Source organism: Mucilaginibacter straminoryzae, from assembly GCF_022953055.1.
Lineage (GTDB): Bacteria > Bacteroidota > Bacteroidia > Sphingobacteriales > Sphingobacteriaceae > Mucilaginibacter > Mucilaginibacter straminoryzae.
Genome location: NZ_JALJEJ010000003.1, coordinates 86,793 through 107,603, shown reverse-complemented (window position 1 = coordinate 107,603; position 20,811 = coordinate 86,793). Strand labels below are relative to the sequence as shown.

The 20,811-nt window shown below is 44.6% G+C and carries 12 protein-coding genes; all 12 read left to right on the top strand.

Annotated features, from left to right (window positions below; all coding sequences use genetic code 11):
* The first annotated feature begins 1 nt into the window (after nucleotide 1).
* The 12 genes from MUY27_RS07670 (at nucleotide 2) to mgtA (ending at nucleotide 20,775) form a co-directional block, all read left to right on the top strand.
* Nucleotides 2-1,666, top strand: coding sequence for a peptidase domain-containing ABC transporter (locus tag MUY27_RS07670; RefSeq protein WP_245129418.1), 1,665 nt, complete (start codon nucleotides 2-4; stop codon nucleotides 1,664-1,666).
* An 11-nt stretch (nucleotides 1,667-1,677) separates the two neighbouring features.
* Nucleotides 1,678-3,033 carry an HlyD family secretion protein gene (locus MUY27_RS07665; protein ID WP_245129417.1) on the top strand — a complete coding sequence of 452 codons (1,356 nt, stop codon included), beginning with the start codon at nucleotides 1,678-1,680 and terminating at the stop codon, nucleotides 3,031-3,033.
* Nucleotides 3,030-4,424, top strand: a complete 1,395-nt coding sequence (locus MUY27_RS07660) for a TolC family protein (protein ID WP_245129416.1) — start codon at nucleotides 3,030-3,032, stop codon at nucleotides 4,422-4,424. Before MUY27_RS07665 ends, MUY27_RS07660 begins: the two co-directional genes overlap by 4 nt.
* A gap of 212 nt (nucleotides 4,425-4,636) precedes the next feature.
* On the top strand, nucleotides 4,637-5,209 hold the full coding sequence (locus tag MUY27_RS07655) for an RNA polymerase sigma-70 factor (RefSeq protein WP_245129415.1): 573 nt from the start codon (nucleotides 4,637-4,639) through the stop codon (nucleotides 5,207-5,209).
* Nucleotides 5,210-5,334: 125 nt separating this feature from the next.
* Nucleotides 5,335-6,312: a FecR family protein gene (locus tag MUY27_RS07650; RefSeq protein WP_245129414.1), complete on the top strand. Its 978-nt coding sequence runs from the start codon at nucleotides 5,335-5,337 to the stop codon at nucleotides 6,310-6,312.
* A gap of 142 nt (nucleotides 6,313-6,454) precedes the next feature.
* The gene (locus tag MUY27_RS07645; protein WP_245129413.1) at nucleotides 6,455-9,841 is read left to right on the top strand and encodes a SusC/RagA family TonB-linked outer membrane protein; all 3,387 of its coding nucleotides are present in this window, start codon (nucleotides 6,455-6,457) and stop codon (nucleotides 9,839-9,841) included.
* Nucleotides 9,842-9,874: 33 nt separating this feature from the next.
* The gene (locus MUY27_RS07640; RefSeq protein ID WP_245129412.1) at nucleotides 9,875-11,683 is read left to right on the top strand and encodes a RagB/SusD family nutrient uptake outer membrane protein; all 1,809 of its coding nucleotides are present in this window, start codon (nucleotides 9,875-9,877) and stop codon (nucleotides 11,681-11,683) included.
* Nucleotides 11,684-11,755: 72 nt separating this feature from the next.
* The gene (locus MUY27_RS07635; RefSeq protein ID WP_245129411.1) at nucleotides 11,756-12,718 is read left to right on the top strand and encodes a hypothetical protein; all 963 of its coding nucleotides are present in this window, start codon (nucleotides 11,756-11,758) and stop codon (nucleotides 12,716-12,718) included.
* A 40-nt stretch (nucleotides 12,719-12,758) separates the two neighbouring features.
* Nucleotides 12,759-13,898 carry a TlpA disulfide reductase family protein gene (locus MUY27_RS07630; protein WP_245129410.1) on the top strand — a complete coding sequence of 380 codons (1,140 nt, stop codon included), beginning with the start codon at nucleotides 12,759-12,761 and terminating at the stop codon, nucleotides 13,896-13,898.
* Between the two features lie 189 nt (nucleotides 13,899-14,087).
* On the top strand, nucleotides 14,088-15,602 hold the full coding sequence (locus MUY27_RS07625) for a S1C family serine protease (RefSeq protein ID WP_245129409.1): 1,515 nt from the start codon (nucleotides 14,088-14,090) through the stop codon (nucleotides 15,600-15,602).
* A 48-nt stretch (nucleotides 15,603-15,650) separates the two neighbouring features.
* Nucleotides 15,651-17,951: a GH92 family glycosyl hydrolase gene (locus MUY27_RS07620; RefSeq protein WP_245129408.1), complete on the top strand. Its 2,301-nt coding sequence runs from the start codon at nucleotides 15,651-15,653 to the stop codon at nucleotides 17,949-17,951.
* A 316-nt stretch (nucleotides 17,952-18,267) separates the two neighbouring features.
* On the top strand, nucleotides 18,268-20,775 hold the full coding sequence (gene mgtA, locus MUY27_RS07615) for a magnesium-translocating P-type ATPase (protein WP_245129407.1): 2,508 nt from the start codon (nucleotides 18,268-18,270) through the stop codon (nucleotides 20,773-20,775).
* Nucleotides 20,776-20,811: the final 36 nt, after the last annotated feature.

Below are 20,811 nucleotides of genomic sequence, written 5' to 3'. Positions count from 1 at the left end.
AATGGCCGATACGAACTCTTCAATAAAAACTGCTGGTATAAAATTTTGGAAGCTCATTAACCTCGAGCGTAAAGAAGTAGGTTACATTTACTTCTTCGCATCCCTTGCCGGTATTATACAATTATCATTGCCGCTGGGTATACAAGCTATTATCGGCTTATTATACGGCGGTATCGTATCGGCTTCGCTGGTAGTACTTATCTGCTTCGTCGTGTTCGGGGTAATCATGTCGGGTGTGTTCCAGGTAATGCAGATGCGGGTATCAGAACATATCCAGCAGCGGATTTTTGCCCGTCTTACCTTTGCTTACGCCGACCGTTTACCTAAGATAGACCTGTTAAGCGTAGATAAGTACTACCTGCCGGAACTGGTTAATCGTTTTTTTGATACCACCACGCTCCAAAAAGGTATTTCGAAACTATTGTTGGATATCCCCGGCGCTTCTATACAGATCGTGTTCGGGCTTATCCTGTTAAGCTTTTACCACCCGGTTTTTATTGCATTTGGTTTAGTGTTGCTGGCAGTGGTAGCAGTTATATTTTATTTTACCAGCCCCAACGGCCTCAGAACCAGCATAGAAGAAAGCGACTATAAATACCAGGTAGCTCATTGGCTCGAAGAGATTTCACGCGCTGTTAAAACCTTTAAATTTTCGCAGCATTCTAACCTTCACTTAAAAAAGACGGATAAGCTGACAGCCGGATACCTGGAAGCAAGAGATGCGCATTTCAATATACTGGTGTTTCAGTACCGGGTACTAATTGCTTTTAAGGCCATCATTACCACGGCAATGCTCATCATCGGTTCGTTGCTGCTCATCCGGCAGCAAATTAACCTGGGGCAGTTTGTAGCGGCAGAGATCATCATCATTGGCACTTTAAATTCGGTAGAAAAACTAATTGTTAGCCTTGAAACGGTTTACGACGTGCTGACAGCTATTGAAAAGCTGGATAAGGTTTTGCAAAAACCGGATGATCCGGCCAAAAATGATCAGTTGTTACTTTCTGAAGTTGCCGGAAAAGGGCCTTTTTCCATCACTGTCAATAACCTTAAATTTGGTTACCCGCATGGTCAACAGATCATCCATAATATATCATTTGGCATAAATGCCGGGGAAAAGGTGTGTATCACCGGTGCAGAAGGTGCCGGAAAAACCACATTGTTACGTATCCTGGCAGGGTTGTATCACCACTATCATGGCAGCATTGCAATCAATGGCATTCCACTACAGAACGTTCCCGAAGAATTGTGGCATTCAAAAGTAGCCGTTTATTTTGCGCGCGAAGAAGTGTTCAGCGGTTCGCTTTGGGAAAACCTTACCCTTGGCAACGAGGCTATCGGTACAAATGAAGTAACCGAAGCATGTGAATTAGTTGGCTTGAGTGATTTTCTGTATTCCTGCGAAGAAGGCTATGCTACCATTCTGGATCCGCAAGGGCAGAAACTCTCTAACAGCAGTGTACAAAAGATCTTAATGGCGCGTTGCCTGTTATGTAAGCCTTCACTTTTATTATTAGAGAGCGGCTGGCAATCGATAGAGCAGCAATACCAGCAGGCCATTATTGATAAGCTTACCGGCGACAGAAGCTTTACACTCATCGCCATATTTGATTCTGATAAAATGCAGCAACGCTGCGACCGTTTGATTAACCTTTCATCTAAATAGTAGTAGCCGATATGTTTTTAGAGAAAAATCTTGATTCAGAAACTGTCTCGCGCTATCGTTCTTTCGAACTTGCGCTAAGAAATTCACATAGCCCTAAACGCATCCGCTGGTTTGTTATCGTCCTGGTGATCCTCATCATCGTGTTATTCTTGCCATGGACGCAAAACATCCGTTCTAAGGGCGTCGTATCAGCAATAGATCCGCAGCAACGCCCTCAAGAGGTGGTTAGTATCATCCCGGGGCGAATTGTAAAATGGTATGTGAAAGATGGTAACTGGGTAAAAAAAGGCGATACCCTGGTACAAATTGCCGAGGTAAAGGACGACTATCTGGACCCGGAACTGACCCAGAGAACGGCAGAACAACTGAAAGCCAAGACCGAGGCCGCTGCTTTTTACCGCGATAAGGCAAGTACCGCCGATAAGCAGATGGCTGCCATAGAACAAAGTTTAAGGCTGAAGCTGGAACAATTACGAAACAAGCTTAAACAATATACCTTGCAGGTACAGTCTGACAGTAACGCCATGGCTGCCGCAAACAATCAGTTTAAAATATCTGATGCCCAGTTAAAACGTCAGAAAGAGCTGTATAACGCGGGTTTAAAATCACTGACAGACCTGGAGCAAAAGCAGCAATACTACCAGGATGCGCAGGCAAAAAAAATCGGCAGTGAGAATAAATATTACAACAGCCGAAATGAGCTGATCAACATCCGGTTAGAATTATCCGCCGTAGAGCAGGATTACACCGAAAAGCTTTCTAAAACAAACGGGGAGCGGTTTACCGCACTATCCCAGGTTTCAACCAGCGAAGGCGAAGCGGCCAAACTACGCAATCAGCTCTCTAATTACCGCACCCGTTCGGGCTATCGCTATATCGTTGCCCCGCAGAGCGGCCAGGTACTGCAAAGTATAAAAGCAGGTATCGGCGAAATATTAAAAGATGGCGAGAAATTATTGAACATCGTCCCGCAGGACTTTAGCAAGGCGGTAGAGATCAGTGTAGAACCTAATGATCTGCCGCTGATTCAGAACGGCCAGATTGTAAGGTTGCAGTTCGATGGTTTTCCCGCTATCGTATTTTCGGGCTGGCCAAGCGCTTCTTATGGCCTATTTACCGGCAGGGTTGCTGTCGTAGATAATAGTATCGATGCTACAGGTAAGTTCAAGGTATGGGTAAAACCCGACGAAAGTTCTAAACCATGGCCGCAAAACGTAAGGTACGGCACAGGCTGTAAAGCCATCGCGCTGCTGAACAATGTACCTATCTGGTACGAGCTGTGGCGGCAGATCAACGGCTTCCCGGCAGATTTCTATAAACCAGAGGCTGCTAACAAGGATAAAGACGCGGAGAAAAAGAAGAAATGAAGCGAATAGTTTTAACAATTATACTGCTTCTCCCTTTCATTACCGTGTTTGCCCAGGATAAGGTGCTGACACTGGATGAATATCTGGCTATTGTTAAGCAGTATCACCCGCTTGCATTACAGGCCAGGCTAAATGAGGATAAAGCAAAGCTTACGAAAAGACAAGCCCTGGGTGGTTTCGATCCCAAGCTTGAGGTAGACCAGGACCGGAAGATATTCGGGGGGAAAACTTACTATGACTATGTAACGCCCGAAGTGAAGGTACCGTTATGGTATGGTATAGATTTAAAAGGCAGCTATGCTAAGGTGACGGGAGATTATGTAAACCCCGAAAATAAAACGCCTAAAGATGGCTTGGGTTATTTGGGCATCAGCATGCCGTTGGGGAAAGGGTTATTTTTAGATGAGCGTCGTGCGGCTATAAAACAGGCGAATATATATGCCGGTGTAGCAGCCAATGAACAAAGGCAAATGCTAAATGATTTGTTTATGTCTGCCACCGGTACCTACTCTGAGTGGTTAAATGCTTATTTAAACAGCCGTATTTATGAGAAAGCGGTAGAATTAGCAAAAGTGCGCTTTGAAGGTACCAGGTTGCTTTATAAAAACGGCGATAAGCCGGCCATCGATACCCTGGAAGCGCTAACCCTGCTTCAAAGCCGTCAGCAGAAACTAACAGAATATCAATTGGTATTGCTTAATCGTAAAAATGAGCTGGCCAGTTATATGTGGCAGGAAGGGCTTTCTTTAGTGGACCTGAGCAAAGTAAACGTGGTGCCGGATACCACACTGATCAAAGTGGCCAGACCAGATTCATTGCTGAATAAAGATGCCGCGACCGTTGCAGAAACCCATCCGGAGGTAAGAAATTATAACCTGAAACTTAACCAATTGGATGTAGAACGGCGCTTAAAGTTAGAAGAGGTAAAACCAACGCTTAACTTTAACCTCGGCGTTTTAAATACCGGCCGTAATATTTTCCAGAACATCAATTCTTCCTGGATAGGGAATAATCAGAAGTTTGGCTTTACTGTTGCCATGCCGCTTACCTTCACCAAGCAGAGGGCAGCTTATAGCCTGGCAAAATTAAAATTACAGGAAGCCCGTTTTGCTTTGCTGGATAAACAAAACACGCTGACAGTAAAATGGAACAATTACCGCAACGACTATTATAATATAGAAAACCAGATCAAGTTCAACTCAGAGATTCAGAAGAATAACCAGGCCTTACTAAACGGTGAGGAATTTAAGTTCAGGTTGGGGGAGAGCTCGGTATTTATGGTGAATTCCCGCGAGCAAAAAGTGCTGGACACACAAGAGAAATTAAATGATTACTACACCAAGCGCATCAAAACTATCCAATATCTGAAATGGCTTTCTAACTCTTTTTGAGAGAAAAGCAAACTGAGAGCGTCTATAAATAAATGGTTGGTCGTTTTTAACGTATATGATCACTATTGATAGTGTCTAATCAACTCATTTTTTCGCGTACTTTCTGATTTAGTAAGATTACTGTTACTTTTTTGAAATTTTTCTAAGCCTTTTATGAATTTTGTATGATTATATCTAACAATTTTAATAAATTGGCTTAGTTAAAATCTTGAATGGCTCCTGTTAACAAACTTTCTGACGAAGAAGTTCTACAGCAATTTATTTGCGGCGACGAAGGGGCTTTCACTGAAGTTTACAATCGTTACTGGAAACCGTTACTGGCCTTAGCTTACCGGCACACTAAAGACAAATTTCTTTCTGAAGAGATCGTACAGGAAGTTTTTGTGAGTTTATGGAACCGCAAGGATAAAGTAAAGATCAACTCGCTGGAGGGGTATTTAGCTACCGCGATCAAATTCTCTGTATTTAAACACACCTTTAATACTAACCGCCGCGAACGGTTGCTCGCCGGTTTTTCCTTCAACAGTTCATCTGCCCTACCGGAAGATATTTTACAAGCTAAATTTCTGGAAGATTATATCAATGGTATTGTTGAGCGTTTACCAGAAAAGTGCCGGTATGTATATCTGAAAAGCAGACACGAAGGACTAAACATTAAGGAAATTGCCGAAGAAATGTCGTTGAGCGAAAAAACAGTAGAGGCGCATCTTACTAAAGCCTTGAAGGTGTTAAGGCTGAACCTGAAAGAGATTTTAGTTCTGGTGCTTTTTGTTAAATACCGGTAACATTTCTGCTCTGTAAATAGCCGTTACCACCGCACCGGCTATTTGTTTTTAAAAATTTAACTTTTTTTTAATTCGAACTAAGGGTAAACTTAATTATAGAGTACTTCCATATAATTACTCCCCTTATGGAAGAACAACGTCTGAAAGAGTTAATTAAGAAGTACCTGTCGGGAACTGCTACCAAGGCTGAAAAAGAAGACCTTTTGAAGTGGTACCAGGTAAAGGACGGCGAAGAACTTGTTTTACCTTACGAAAGCGAACAGGAAGAAAAAGAGGCTAAGGAGCGGATAATCTTCGGCATTAGGCAGCAGCTTTTTAAGCAGGAAAATAAAGGCAGATACCGTAAAATTTACTACCGGATCACCGCGGCCGCGGCTATTATATTAGTAATACTGGTTGGCGCTTTCTTTCATAAAGCTAAAAATCAAACTGCAGACCAGCAGCTTAACGCCTATAACACCGTTGAAACCCATAATGGCGAAAGAAAAATTGTAAAGCTTACGGATGGCTCCGTGATTTGGTTAAGCGCAGGTAGTAAACTTATTTATCCGGCAGCATTTACAGGGTTGGCCAAACGGGAAGTCAAATTCGAGGGCGAGGCATTCTTTGATATTGCCAAAGACCACAAGCATCCGTTCATTGTTCATATTGGCAAAACCAGCACAAAAGTTTTAGGCACTACTTTCAATATCACGGCGCTGAAAAGCAAGCCGATGATGACCGTTTCCTTATTAACCGGAAAGGTAGCCTTCTCAGACGGAAAGTCGGCAGCCCAGCTAATGCCTAATCACATGGTGTCCTACTTCAAGAATTCAGGTATTACCAAAGTAGAAAAAATAGACAATCCGAAGGCCGTTCTTGCGCGTCGCGAAGGTTTCTACGAATACAATAATATACCGGTAGCAGAAGTGCTGGAAGATTTTAACCGGGTTTATAACGCCGATGTAAAAGCCGAGGGCAGGGTATCAAAGTGCCTGTTCTACGGCAGGCTAAAACCAACAGAAAGTAAAGAAACTTTTCTTAAAAAATTAGCAACGGTAGTAAATGCCCGGCTTACACAACATAATGGTACATTCATTATAAAGGGGGGAGGTTGTAATTGAAGTAGAGGTTTACATCTAATAATCCGCAAGGCCCCTGGCAGGGCCTGTGCGGAAATCAAAATGTCGTTGTCATCAGCTTTCACTCAATTGGTTTGGCGGCCAGAGTGTAAGCTCATTTATTAACATTTTATGAAGTGAATATATGAAAAATATTGTACCCAGCAACTGGGCGCAAAAGCTTATTCTATTTATGAAGGTCAGCACCTTGGTGTTATCAGTAATCTTATTTACTACCTTAAACGTTTCTGCTACAGTGTCAATGGCGCAAGAAGTTTTGAACAAGCGCGTCACCATCAATCTCAAAAGCGAGAGGCTTAGCGAAGCCCTTGACGATATCTCTGCGGCAACTAACGTGAAATTTACTTACAATGGAACTGTTACCAATAGCAGGGTGAAAGTATCTGTTACAGCCAAAAATCAACAGCTGGGCGAACTGCTGGAGCAGCTATTGCAAAAAGTTCCGTTCACCTACACTGTACTGGACGATGAGATCCTGATTAAATTCGATTTAAAAAAACAAAATCAGCTAAATGCGCAGCGGATTCTAACCGGTAAAGTTATTGATGAAAAAGGGCAGGTTTTACCCGGCGTAACCGTAAAGGTAAAGGGTACAGACCGTGGCGCTATAACAGACATCCGGGGTAATTACCAGGTTCAGATCAATGACAATACGGAAGTCCTTGTCTTTTCCTTCGTTGGTTATAAAACCCAGGAGATCACAGTGGGCGACCAAAAAGTTGTTGATGTTAAACTGGAGCCCGCCCCACAAAGCGAACTGAAAGAAGTTGCAGTAGTGGCCTACGGTACGCAACGGAAGATCAGCCTTATCGGCGCGCAGTCTACAGTTGATGTAGAAGACCTGAAGCAACCGGTAGCAAGCGTTACCTCGTTACTTGCGGGTAGGGTATCGGGTGTGGTTGGTATACAACGTTCCGGGCTTCCGGGTAAAGATGGTGCAGATATTTACATCCGGGGCATGTCTAACTTTGTCAGCAGTACTAATATCAGCCCGCTGATTATGGTAGATGGCGTTGAGCGCAGCATTAATAATATTGATATCGAAGATATTCAGTCGTTCACCATTCTTAAAGACGCCTCTGCAACGGCAGTATATGGTGTTAGAGGTGCAAACGGCGTTGTGTTAGTTCAAACCAAGAGGGGTAAGGCCGGTAAACCGAAAATCAATGCTGACTATTACGAGGGTGTTGGTTCATTTACCAAAATCCCTAAAATGGCCGACGGCAACACCTACATGAATATGGTGAATGAGGCACTGACCACCAGAGGCCAGGCAGCCAAATACACCCAGGATTATATCAATAATACGGTTTCAGGGAAAGCCCCGCTGCTGTACCCAGATGTAAACTGGGTTGACGAATTGTTTAAAACCTACAACCGTCAGCGCAGGGCAAACCTGCATGTGACAGGCGGTGTTCCAAGCGCGACATACTATGTTTCTACCAGCTATTTTAACCAAACCGGTCTGTTAAATACTGATAACCTACAGACTTACAATTCGGGAATCAGTTACAACAGGTATAACTTCGTTACCAACCTCGATCTGCAGATCACCAAAACCACCAAACTGGCGGTAGGTGCACGTGGTTTTGTGGGCAAGGGAAACTACCCATCACAGGACCCTTCCACTATTTTCAGTTACGCGCTGACTGTTCCGCCAGTGGAATATCCGAAGATCTATCCGGGTAACATCGTTCCGGGGAAAACAGCTAACGGTAGCGAACCTAACCCTTACGGTCAGCTAACGCAAACCGGTTACTCTACAGAATATAACAGCCAGATCAATTCACAGATGAACCTTACCCAGGATCTAAGCTTTTGGGTTCCCGGTTTAAATTTCAACACGCTGTTTTCGTACGATACCGGCAATGGCTACACCATTAAACGGAGTAAAGATCCGGATACGTATCTGGCAGACAGCAACAAGCCATATAATGCCGATGGCACGCTTAACCTGGTGAAAACCTACACCGGTTCTGGTAATTTCCTTAACTTCAGCTCTAACAGCTCCGGAAGTTATGCCATCTACTGGCAGTCGTCTTTAAACTATGATCATACCTTTGGTAAACACCATGTAGGCGGTTTACTCTTGTATAACCAAAGAGAGGTAACTAATTACCCGGCCAGCAGTTACATCAGCTTTATCCCTCACCGCGAAAGAGGATATGCTGCCCGTGGTACCTATTCTTTCAAAGACCGCTACTTTGCAGAAGTTAACCTCGGTTATAATGGTTCAGAAAATTTCGCACCCGAACACCGTTACGGCCTTTTCCCTGCATTTGGTATAGGATGGTTACTATCTGAAGAGCCATTTTTCAAATCTTTAAAACCGACCCTTTCTATGTTCAAGCTGCGCTATTCAGATGGTCTGGTTGGCTATGATGACAGCGGAGGTCCGAGATTTGGCTACATGACCGTGCTAAACAACAGTTCAGCAGGTTACACGTACGGACTTAACCGTAACGGCATCAGCGGTATTGCAGTAGATACTTACGGAGTAAATTCGAAATGGGCAAAATCACACAAGCAAAACCTTGGTGTTGACCTGTCCCTATTTAATAAGATCAATCTGACGGCCGACGCGTTTAAGGAACACCGGACCGGCGTAATGATGCAGCGAACCAATATCCCAACGTTTGTTGGTTTAACCACACCGCCTTTCGGAAACATCGGCGTGATAGACAACAAGGGCATAGATGCAACCTTGACGGGTGATGTCAACATCGGTAAATTCCTGCTGAACCTGCGTGGTACGGTTACTTACAGTAAATCTAAGATCATCGAAAATGATCAGCCAACGCCGCCTTACCCATGGATGAATACCCGCGGTACTACACCAACTGCTGTGTTTGGATACATTGCTGATGGCTTATTTACTAGCCAGGCCGAAATTGACCGTAGTGCTGTCCCGGGTGATAAAAGCAAGGTTAAGCCTGGTGATATTAAATACCGCGACCTGAACGGCGACGGCCTGATCAATGCTTACGATAAAACGAAGATATCAGACGGTGACTTCCCGGCTTTGGTGTTCGGCTTTGGTTTTAACGCGCAGTATAAAAATTTCTATCTGAATACTTTCTTCCAGGGTGCGGGTAAAACTACCAGGCTGCTTTATGGCACTGCTATTCAGCCGTTTTCTACCAACAACGGTATCAGCAATGCTTATGCTAATATCACGGACCGATGGACACCTGAGAATCCAAGCCAGAATGTTTTCTATCCGCGGTTAGCTTATGGCGAAGCAGAAAATGCTAATAATACACCTTTCAGCACCTGGTGGCTCAAAGATATCAGCTACATCCGTTTAAAGACGTTAGACTTCGGTTACAACCTGCCTAAAACGTTCCTGAGCAATTTGGGCGTAAAAAGCTCTACTGTTTACCTGGAGGGTTACAACCTGTTAACCTTTAGCAGCTTCAAGCTATGGGACCCTGAACTTGGAACCCTTAATGGTACTGCTTACCCCAATGTTAAAACACTGGTACTGGGAGTGAAATTTCAATTTAACTAAGCTATGGGGATGATTATTTTAAAGAAACTGAGAATGAAAAAAGTTATATTAACTTCTGCTGCAGTCCTTTTGCTTACTGCCTTCAGCGGATGTAAAAAAGATTACTTTGACCAGGTACCCGACGACAGGCTTACACTCGATGAAACCTTTAAAAGCCGGAATACCGCAGAACAATTTCTGGCTAACGTTTACTCGCAAATACCAGATGAGGCTGCTCAACGGTTTGCTTCGCTAAACAATGCCGGGCCATGGACTGGCGCTTCTGACGAGGCGGATTATGATTGGAGTTTTGTAATTACCAACAGCATTAACATCGGTGCGTTTGACGCTTCATCCGGGTTTGTCGGCGACTACTGGCGCAACTTCTACCAGGGTATACGCTCGGCAACCATCTTTATGCAAAATGCAGACCGGGTAACTGATCTGCCCGCGAACCTTAAAGTTCAGTATAAGGCAGAGGCGAGGGCATTAAGGGCTATTTATTATTTCTACCTAATGCGGATCTACGGGCCGGTAATTCTTTTAGGCGACCAGGTAATTGAACCTGACGCAGCCACGCAGGATATGCAGTTGCCAAGAAATACATTTGATGATTGTGTGAATTACGTTACCTCTGAGCTCGATGCAGCTGCGAAAGATTTGCCTGCAAAACCGACTAATGATAACAATTACGGACGCATTACCTCCAGCTTTGCATTGGCAATGAAATCTGAAGTTTTGTTATATGCTGCAAGTCCGCTGTTTAATGGTAATACCGAGTTTAAAGATTTAACCAACAAAGACGGTAAGGTGCTGATCAATCAGCAGTACGATGTAAACAAATGGAAAAAAGCCGCTGATGCTGCTAAAGATTTCATCACGAAATATGTACCGAGCATTTATAATCTGTATCGTAAAAATGACCTGAATGGTAATTTCAGCCCGTACTTGTCCTGCCGGGATGTGATGTTAGATGACTGGAACCCGGAGATTATCTACGCAAGGATCGGTGCTTCGGTAAGTAGCCGTCAATACGAAACTACGCCTTACCATAACGGCTATCCGGATGAAGTGCGCGGCTCTGGTGGCCTTGCCGCAACGCAAGGGATAGTAGACACTTATTATACCCAGAACGGTCGCCCGATAACAGACCCGCAGTCCGGCTATGTGAACGATGGTACTACCGTGAAATTCCAGGCGCCAGATGATGATCAGCCCCGCGATACTTATCGCGCCTGGGCTAATCGTGAGCCGCGTTTCTATGTAGGTATTACTTACAATGGAAGAAGGTGGCTGGATACTAACGTAGGGGATGTGATCACAGAGCTGTTTCTAAACGGAAACTCTGGCCGGGCCACTGGTGGTAACGACTATTCTACAACGGGATATATCGTACGTAAAAACATGTCTACCGGCGACCGCACGCAAGGCAACCGTTCATGGGTGATGCTGCGACTGGCAGAGATTTATCTGAACTACGTAGAGGCATTAAACGAAAGCAACCCTGGTGACCCGGATATCGTGAAGTACCTGAACCTGATCCGTAACCGTGCCGGTATTCCCGAATATGGCACGTCTATCCCGGTTCCGGCAGGACAAGATGCCATGCGTGAAGCGATCCGCAGAGAGCGTCATATCGAGTTATCTTTCGAGAACGACCGCTATTTTGCTGTACGCCGCTGGAAAATCGCACCGCAGACAGACAACGGACTGATCTTCGGCTTGACACCGGCACCACTGCCTTATTTCTATGGCGTAATACCAATTGAAAACCGCGTATTCAGCAAGAAAAACTATTTCTTCCCGATACCGCAGGGAGAAATCAACACAGATAAACAGCTTGTTCAAAATCCGGGCTGGTAATCAGTCTTAAAAATTCCAAATGGGATGCAGTTTTTTGGCTGCATCCCTTATTGCTACAAATCACAAATTCTTATGAAAAAAACAAGTTGGATAATTGCATGTCTTTTTGCAATTGCCACTGCGGCCTATTCAAATCCACCTAAGGGTCTTTTAAACAAAAAAACCAAGGCTTTAACTAACCTTGCCACCATTAAAGTAGGCCTACCGCCTGCCACATGGAAAGAGCATTGGTTTGAACACGAGCAAACGGTTTCTCTTCAGTATTACGATAACAACGTTGCAGTATACTATGATAACCAAGTAGACAAATCGGTAACATGGCCTTTCAAAACCATGTCGCAGGTGTGGGCCTACGTTAAAAAAACTTATGGTAGCTTCGGCGATTCTACCCGTCTGTATGTCATACTGCACCAGGGTAGGTATGGTGGCGGGCATCCTGCGTCTTATTTTAACAGCAGCCATGATTACCGCAACATGATCGATTGCGGCTTGGGCGACTGGCGTGATTCTACCGGCGAACGCATAGGCATGATGGTACATGAGGTCGGCCATATTGTGAGTGGCGCAAGTCATGGCGTAGATGGCGCACCTTCTGATGCGATATGGGGCGACAGCAAGTTTATGGAAATCTTTGTCTATGATGTGCTGCTGCACATTGGCAGGCAGAACGAAGCAGAAAAGGTCTACAAGCAAATGGAAGCCCAGGACCCGAATGCCGACTATCCGGGGATTAGATATCCGGGCACTCGGTGGTTCATCAACTGGTTTTATCCTATTTATTCAAAATATGGGGGAGCTTCGGTGCTGAACAAATATTTCGAAGTAATCGCGAAGAATTACCCTAAAAAAGGTCTTGAGTTCTCTCGTGACCGTGATATGAACCTTGGCGAGTTTGTACATTTCTGGAGCGGTGCCACTGGTAGAGATCTAACAGGTCAGGCCAAAACAGCTTTCGGAAAATATTGGAATGCCGAAGCACAGGCAGAATTTAAGCAGGCACAGACCGATTTTCCACAAGTGAAATACAAACGATAAACACCCGCACAAACGACAAATAACATAGAAAACATTACAGATGAAAAACAGCATATCATTCTTACTATTGGGTATCCTGCCTGCATTATGCCTGGCACAACCCAAAAGCAATTTTTCGATTACCGGCCACATCGGTAACCTTAACGCCCCGGCAAAGGCTTACATCGATTATATGGATAACGGCGTTAGCCATGAGGACTCTGTCAAGATCAGTAACGGCACCTTTACTTTTACAGGCCATGTATCCGGGATCAGCTATGCACGTATGGCGGTTGACCATGATGGAGGCGGTAAAATGAAAGCCGTATACACCGGCGATGTAGCATACTTTTACTTCGGAAAAGAGAATGTAAAAATTACGTCGAAAGACTCATTAAGCAACGCCGTATTTACAGGATCGAAGGTTTATGACGAATATGTAGCCTATAACAAAATCATCGGCGGAACAGCGATGCAATTAGCAAAGAATGCCAATGCAGATTTTGCAAAAGGAACGCCAGAACAACAAAAAGACAGTTTGTATTTAAAAGCGGTAGACGCCCGTTACCGGCAAAATATGGCTAATCGCACAGCGCGCCAGTTCCAGTATGCTAAGGATAACCCTAATTCTTATTTCGGCTTGGTCGCATTATCAGAATCCATTGGTGATAAATTCGATCCGGCAAAGGTAGAGGCGGTTTATAACGCGCTGAACCCTGAATTAAGAAAAACCGATGTAGGTAAAGAATTAGAGCAGCGAATTTATGCGGCTAAAAATATCTCAGTAGGCTCTGTAGCCCCTGTTTTTACACAGACCGATGTCAACGGGAAGCCGCTGAAATTGAGCGATCTTCGCGGCAAATATGTGCTGATTGATTTCTGGGCAAGCTGGTGTTCGCCATGCCGGGCAGAAAACCCCAACCTGATTAAACAATACAAGATCTACAAGGATAAAGGTTTCGAAATTCTATCCGTTTCACTGGATAGCTATAAAGATAAATGGACAGATGCCATCCGGAAAGACGGAATGCCATGGCTGCACGTATCAGACCTGAAAGGCTGGAATAACGCCGTGGGCCGTTTATATGGAATCCGGGCTGTTCCTCAAAGTTTCCTGATTGACAAAAACGGAAAAATCATTGCCGTTAACCTTCGTGGCGAAGCTTTAGGTAAGAAGCTGGCAGAAGTTTTTGGCGAATAAATCACGAAACAAAGCATGATAAGATTAAGGGCAATATGCCTGGTAATAGTTTGGTGTACAGCGTTACATAGTCTGGCTCAAAATAAAAAGACGCTAAGCCTGTTACAGCAAACGTTAGATCAATCAATTATAAAAGTACGCCCTGCATGCGTACTTTTATTCCAATATGACACCTTAACTCATATGCAAATGAGCGCTACCTTCAGCGGCGTGGTAGTGACCAAAGGTGGCCATATCTTAACCGCCGCACATGTTGATGTGCCGGGCAAAACTTATAAAGTACTTTTCCCGGACGGAAAAGAATGCGTTGCCGAAGGTCTCGGAAAAATAGAGCTAAAACAGGACAAGACTATCCCTGACGCAGCCATGATGAAGATATTGACTAAAGGTTCCTGGCCGCATGCCTCAATCAGCCGTCGACAACTGACTAAAGGCGAGCTATGCTTTGGTGTTTCTTATCCTGAAAGCCTGGGTCAGACTTTTCCGACGGTGAGACTGGGCAGCATAAGCAACGTAAAGACGGAGAGAGGTTTTATCCAATCCACTTGTATCATGGAACCTGGTGACAGCGGAGGGCCGCTTTTCGATACGGACGGTTTTGTTATCGGGCTGCACAGCGCTATTGAAATTGCCGAAAGTGCAAACTACGATGTTCCGGTTGCTACTTATCTTAAATATTGGGATGCGCTTCAGCAACCTAAAATTTATCAGGAATACCCGGATGTAACCACTTCAAAAGCATTGGGAGGCCAGCGAAGTAAGGGCGGTTCCAGATCAGAGTCGCATCCAAAACTTCTCACAACGCCGTTGAAAACAGGTAGCCCGGTTTGTGGATTTGTTAGCAGTAGGTCGGCAAGCAGTCGTGATACAGCCGTTGCTACCATGATTAATACAGATCATTTAGGTACGGAAGACAGGGGTGTCAACCAGTTGTGGATCGGTAAAAGCTCTTTGATACCGTACGATCCGGTAATTAGCTACCAAAAGCAGATACTCGTTGCAAATATCATCGCCAGAGACAAGGAAAGTGATCTGGTGTTGCTGTCTACCCGAAAAGTAACTCATACCACCGGGATTAAATTAAGTGCAAGCACGGATGAACAAAACTTGCAGGGGAAGTTTTTAATTTCGCAATTACCAAATGGAAAAGTAATCATGAGTATCTGTGGAAGTAATCTTTTTCCGTTGCAAAAACATTATAACATCGGCTACCTGGGCGCAGCTATCGCATATCACAAAGAACCGCTTTTGATAACAAAGGTATCACCTGGTTCACCGGCAGATACCGCGGGGCTTAAAACTGGCGATGAGATCATTACCATTAACGGAAAAACGCTCTCCCAGGCATCAGATTTCGGTGATATTTTACAAAAATGTTGGCCAGGTGATACTGTTAATTTTGTTGTGAAAAGAGGAACGGCTTCATTAAGAAGATCGGTTATTCTTGGCGTATTGCCTGTAAAGCCTTCAGGGCATCCCGCCGAAGTTTTCAAAGGAGGTAAAAGCCAGCGAAGGGACGGCTTTACAAGTGTGTTTACGCACGATGCCGTGATAGTGCAAAATAATTGCGGCAGTCCGGTCTTCGATTTAAATGGAAATTTTTGCGGTATCAATATCGCGCGGTTTAGCAGGGGCTGCACCCTGGTTTTGCCGCCTTCCGTTATCAGGAGGTTTATACAGCAAAGTCTTCAAAAAAGAATTTGATTAAACATAAATCAAACCCTACATCTGCATTTATACATAAAATCTATAATGAAAATTACCACGACGCTTAAGTCAATCATCTTTGCAAACGCCCTATTTGGGATCACCTCTTTAGGCTATGCACAGCAAAAACAGCCCTCAAGTATAACGCAAGGCAAGTATGTGCAATACGTTAATCCATTTATCGGAACGGGGGCTGTAGATACCAACAGCCTTTCGGGCAGCAATTTCCCGGGCGCTACCGTACCCTTTGGCTTTGTACAACTAAGCCCTGATACACAGGATAGCCCGGATAACCCGGCTTCAGGTTATGATTATAACGACAAGACCATCGTCGGCTTTAGCCATACCCACCTAAGCGGTACCGGTGTTGCCGATTTATTCGATGTACTGGTAATGCCGACAACAGGTGAATTGAAATTTACACCCGGTAAAGCCAACCAGCCGGGTAGCGGATACCGTTCCGCTTATAGCCACCAGCATGAAACCGCACGTCCGGGATATTACCAGGTATTATTGCAGGACTATAACATCAATGCCGAGCTTACTTCAACTTCACACGTTGGCTTGCACCGTTATACTTTTCCAAAAACAGCTAATGCCCATGTGATTTTCGATCTGGATCATTCGCTCGATAAAAAACGTTCTTACTGGTCGTGCAAAATTATTGGGGCAGAAATGCGCATCGTAAATGATCATACCATAGAAGGCTACCGGATTTTAACCGGATGGGCACGTTTACGGAAGGTGTATTTCCACGCAGAGTTTTCGAAACCGTTTACCAATACCACGCTGGCCAGCGGACGGCATCTGTTTCCTGGCTTGCCGATTATTAACGGAACAGATATTAAAGGCGCTTTTGACTTTAATACCGAAGATGGTAAACCTGTACTGTTAAAAGTAGCATTGTCACCGGTAAGCGTAGAAAATGCAAGGCTGAATCTCTCGTCAGAATTACCCGGCTGGAATTTCGACGAAGTGGTGAACCAGAGTTCAGCACAATGGGAAAAAGAACTGGAAAAAATAAAAGTTGAAGGTACAACTGAGCAGAAGCAGATCTTTTACACGGGACTGTACCATGCCTTCACCCAACCAAATAACGTAGCTGATGTAAACGGCGACTATCAGGCGACTGACTTTACTATTTCCAATGCACCTGACAAAACGCATTATTCTACCTTTTCTTTGTGGGATACCTTCAGGGCCGCTCATCCGCTGTATACATTGATTCAGCCGGAACGTACCGCTGGCTTTGTAAATAGCATGCTTCGTCAATACGACACTTATGGCTATCTTCCGATATGGCAGCTCTGGGGCGATGAAAATTACTGCATGATCGGTAACCACGCCATACCCGTAATTGTTGATGCAGCCTTAAAAGGAATACCGGGTTTCGACCTGGAAAAAGCCTATGAGGCGGTAAAGCAATCTTCTTTACGAGATCATCCTGGTTCACCATTCAGTATTTGGGAGCAATACCATTACATCCCCGAGGATCTGCAATCTCAATCGGTATCCATAACCGTTGAAATGGCCTTTGACGATTGGTGCGTAGCGCAACTGGCAAAAAAGCTCGGCAAGACGGCAGACTACGAACACTTTATAAAACGGTCTGAGTACTACCGGAATGTATTTAACCCGCAGAATGGCTTTTTCCAGGCTAAAAAGAAAGATGGCAACTGGTTAGAACCTTTTAGCCCGCTGCAGTACGGCGGCAACGGCGGCAACCCATATACCGAGGGCAACGCATGGCAGTACTTATGGTATGTTCCGCAAAATGTGCCGGGGCTGATTGAACTGATGGGCGGTAAAGAAGGATTTGTCAATAAGCTCGATCAGTTCTTTACTTTACGTGACAAGTCTGGAGAAGTAAACGGAAATGCATCAGGTTTCATTGGCCAATATGCACATGGGAACGAACCAAGCCATCACGTAGCCTATCTGTATGACTACGCAGGGCAGCCCTGGAAAACCCAAATGTACGTGGCCAAGGTATTGAACGATCTTTATAACAATTCGTCGTCCGGCTATTCTGGTAATGAAGACTGCGGGCAGATGTCTTCCTGGTATATTTTCAGTGCAATGGGCTTCTATCCGGTGAATCCTGACAGCCAGGAATATGCCCTTGGTTCGCCCATACTAAAACATGCGGAGATGCTAACGCCGGGCGGAAAAACCTTCACCGTAGATGTGACCAACCCGGGTAAAAAGAATTGCTACATCAAATCTGTGAAACTAAATGGCAAAACCCTCAGCAAACCATTTATTACCCAAAGTGACATTATTAACGGCGGTAAACTGGAGTTTGTGATGGATGACAAACCCAATAAAAGATGGGGCATTAGATAATAACTTATTATACCTTTTCCTTACACGCAGAAGCTCCCTGACTAACACCAGGGGGCTTTTATTTTTTCAATAGAGCGGGTAGATGATCTTGTGCCAAAAGGCTTAGGCTTCATCCATAAAGAAAAGTAGTTAGCGGTAGACCTTGAGTAACGTCAGGTTGTGAAATGACCTTCGTCATGCTTTTACAGTTTACTTTACCTGTTCTTTACGCTGTATAACAGGCTTTTGTCACTACCTCATAAGCCTGCTTTTCATTTGGATAAAAGCAATGGGAAAGAATAATTTAACAACAAATCAGCTTGATCAATTTTGGTGCTTGAGTACAGAAGATGCCTTCAAATCATTGTCTTCCGCCAGTGAGGGTATCGGAAACGCAGAGGCCAATAGGCGGCTGAAGCACTACGGTGCAAATACCATTCAGGAAAGTACCAACACGGCGCCATTTATTTTATTCATATCCCAATTTAAAAGCCCGGTTACCATATTACTCATTCTTGCGGCCATTTTATCCGCTGCGCTGGGTGATGTTACCAATACCCATATTATCCTGGCCATTGTTTTGATTAGCAGTTTACTGGGGTTCTGGCAGGAGCGTGGCGCCGCAGACGCGGTTAAAGCGCTGTTAAAAATGGTACAGCTGCAAACTGTGGTATTGCGGGAAAGGCAGGAGACAGTAATTCCTACGCAGAAGGTTGTACCCGGAGATGTAGTGCGCTTATCCGCCGGAGATATTATTCCCGGTGATGCGCTACTAATAAATTCAAATGAACTTTTTGTAGATGAGGCTGCATTTACCGGCGAAACGTTCCCGGTAGAGAAGCGCTGCTGTATGGTAAGTGCAGATACGGTTATCAGCCAGCGAAACAACGCCCTTTTTATGGGTACGCATATCATCAGTGGTAAAGCAACAGCGTTGATCATTAAAACCGGCAAGCAAACAGAATTCGGGAAGATATCTGAACATCTGAGGCTCCGCGAACCCGAAACCGAATTTGAACGGGGAACCAGAAAATTTGGCTACATGCTGATGGAGATCACCCTCTTGCTGGTCATTATCATTTTTGGGGTGAATGTATTTTTACATAAACCCGTGCTTGATTCCTTTTTATTTTCCCTTGCGCTGGCTGTAGGTTTAACGCCGCAATTATTGCCTGCCATCATGAGCGTTAACCTGGCTGCAGGTGCTAAAAGTATGGCCAAAAAGAAGGTAATTGTGAAAAGGCTTTCTTCCATAGAAAACTTCGGCGGCATGAATATCCTGTGTTCTGATAAAACAGGTACCATTACCCGCGGGGTTGTAGAATTGAAGGATGCCATCAATCTTAGTGGCGAACAAAGCCCCAAAGTGTTACAATATGCCTGGTTAAACGCGTCGATGCAAAAAGGCTTCAGTAACCCGATAGACCAGGCTATCTGCCGGGCATACCAATCTAAAGAGACTAACAATTACGAACTTACCGGCGAGATCCCTTACGACTTTATACGAAAAAGGCTTACCGTGGCCATTTCAGATGGCACACTAAGTTTAATGATTACTAAAGGAGCGGTTAAAAACGTGCTGGAAGTGTGCAACCGCGTTGCCGTTGCAGATAACCGCATAGTTCCCATCGATGCCTATCAAAATCAAATCGACCAATGTTACCGCGATCTAAGCAATCAGGGTTACCGGACGCTCGGATTAGCCTATAAGGAAATTGAAAATAGATCCCTGCTGTCTAAGAACCAGGAAGAGAACCTCGTATTCCTTGGCTTTATCACTTTGTTTGATCCACCGAAAGAAAACATCGGCGCCACTATTGTTAAGCTCGGGCAGATGGGTGTACAATTAAAGATCATTACCGGTGACAATGCTTTGATTGCCCAAAACCTTGCGGAGCAGTTAGGCATAGCACACCCCAGGATACTTACAGGCCAGCAGATGCAACAGATGTCAGAATCCGCTCTAATGCGGCAAGCTATTCGCACCCATATCTTTGCAGAGGTAGAACCTAATCAGAAAGAGCGGATTATTAATGTGCTGAAAAAAGCAGGTAACGTGGTAGGTTTTATGGGCGACGGCATTAACGACGCACCTGCGCTACACGCCGCTGATGTGGGCATTTCCGTCGATTCCGCTGTAGATGTGGCTAAACAGGCGGCAGATATTGTTTTGCTTAATCAGGACCTGGATGTACTGACGGATGGTATCGTGGCCGGCCGTAAAACTTTTACCAATACCATGAAGTATATTTTCATGGCTACCAGCGCCAACTTCGGCAACATGTTCAGCATGGCCGGGGCTTCTTTATTCCTGCCTTTTTTGCCATTGCTGCCCAAGCAAATATTGTTAACCAACCTGCTGACAGATTTCCCCGAGATGGCTATTGCAACAGACCGTGTAGATGATAAAAACATACAGGCTCCGCAGCGATGGAACATGGCTTTTATACGAAAGTTTATGATCGTATTCGGTTTGCTCAGTTCGGTATTTGATTACCTGACCTTTGCACTACTACTGCTGGTATTACATGCAAAAGAAGAACGCTTCCAAACTGGCTGGTTTATAGAATCCGTCGTTTCTGCCTCGCTGATTGTTTTGGTTATCCGTACGCCATCTTCGTTTATCAAAAGCCTGCCCGGAAAATATCTAACCATTGCTACAGCCTGCATCGTGGTATTTGTGCTTGCAATACCATATACGTTTGTGGGCGAGTGGTTCGGTTTCGTGAAGATGCCACCTATATTTTACGTTACCATATTACCCTTGATTGTTGCTTACCTTTTGTGCGGAGAGTTCATTAAAAGGTGGTTTTATAAGAAAGCTTCAAAAGCGATGAAGATTTAGTGATGAAGGTCACCTGCCGGGTTGAGGATGATCATG

What these genes read in the sequence shown, in the direction of transcription:
- MUY27_RS07670 (WP_245129418.1), top strand. Translation starts at nt 2, where the DNA reads ATGGCCGATACGAACTCTTCAATAAAAACTGCTGGTATAAAATTTTGG.
- MUY27_RS07665 (WP_245129417.1), top strand. Translation starts at nt 1,678, where the DNA reads ATGTTTTTAGAGAAAAATCTTGATTCAGAAACTGTCTCGCGCTATCGT.
- MUY27_RS07660 (WP_245129416.1), top strand. Translation starts at nt 3,030, where the DNA reads ATGAAGCGAATAGTTTTAACAATTATACTGCTTCTCCCTTTCATTACC.
- MUY27_RS07655 (WP_245129415.1), top strand. Translation starts at nt 4,637, where the DNA reads ATGGCTCCTGTTAACAAACTTTCTGACGAAGAAGTTCTACAGCAATTT.
- MUY27_RS07650 (WP_245129414.1), top strand. Translation starts at nt 5,335, where the DNA reads ATGGAAGAACAACGTCTGAAAGAGTTAATTAAGAAGTACCTGTCGGGA.
- MUY27_RS07645 (WP_245129413.1), top strand. Translation starts at nt 6,455, where the DNA reads ATGAAAAATATTGTACCCAGCAACTGGGCGCAAAAGCTTATTCTATTT.
- MUY27_RS07640 (WP_245129412.1), top strand. Translation starts at nt 9,875, where the DNA reads ATGAAAAAAGTTATATTAACTTCTGCTGCAGTCCTTTTGCTTACTGCC.
- MUY27_RS07635 (WP_245129411.1), top strand. Translation starts at nt 11,756, where the DNA reads ATGAAAAAAACAAGTTGGATAATTGCATGTCTTTTTGCAATTGCCACT.
- MUY27_RS07630 (WP_245129410.1), top strand. Translation starts at nt 12,759, where the DNA reads ATGAAAAACAGCATATCATTCTTACTATTGGGTATCCTGCCTGCATTA.
- MUY27_RS07625 (WP_245129409.1), top strand. Translation starts at nt 14,088, where the DNA reads ATGAGCGCTACCTTCAGCGGCGTGGTAGTGACCAAAGGTGGCCATATC.
- MUY27_RS07620 (WP_245129408.1), top strand. Translation starts at nt 15,651, where the DNA reads ATGAAAATTACCACGACGCTTAAGTCAATCATCTTTGCAAACGCCCTA.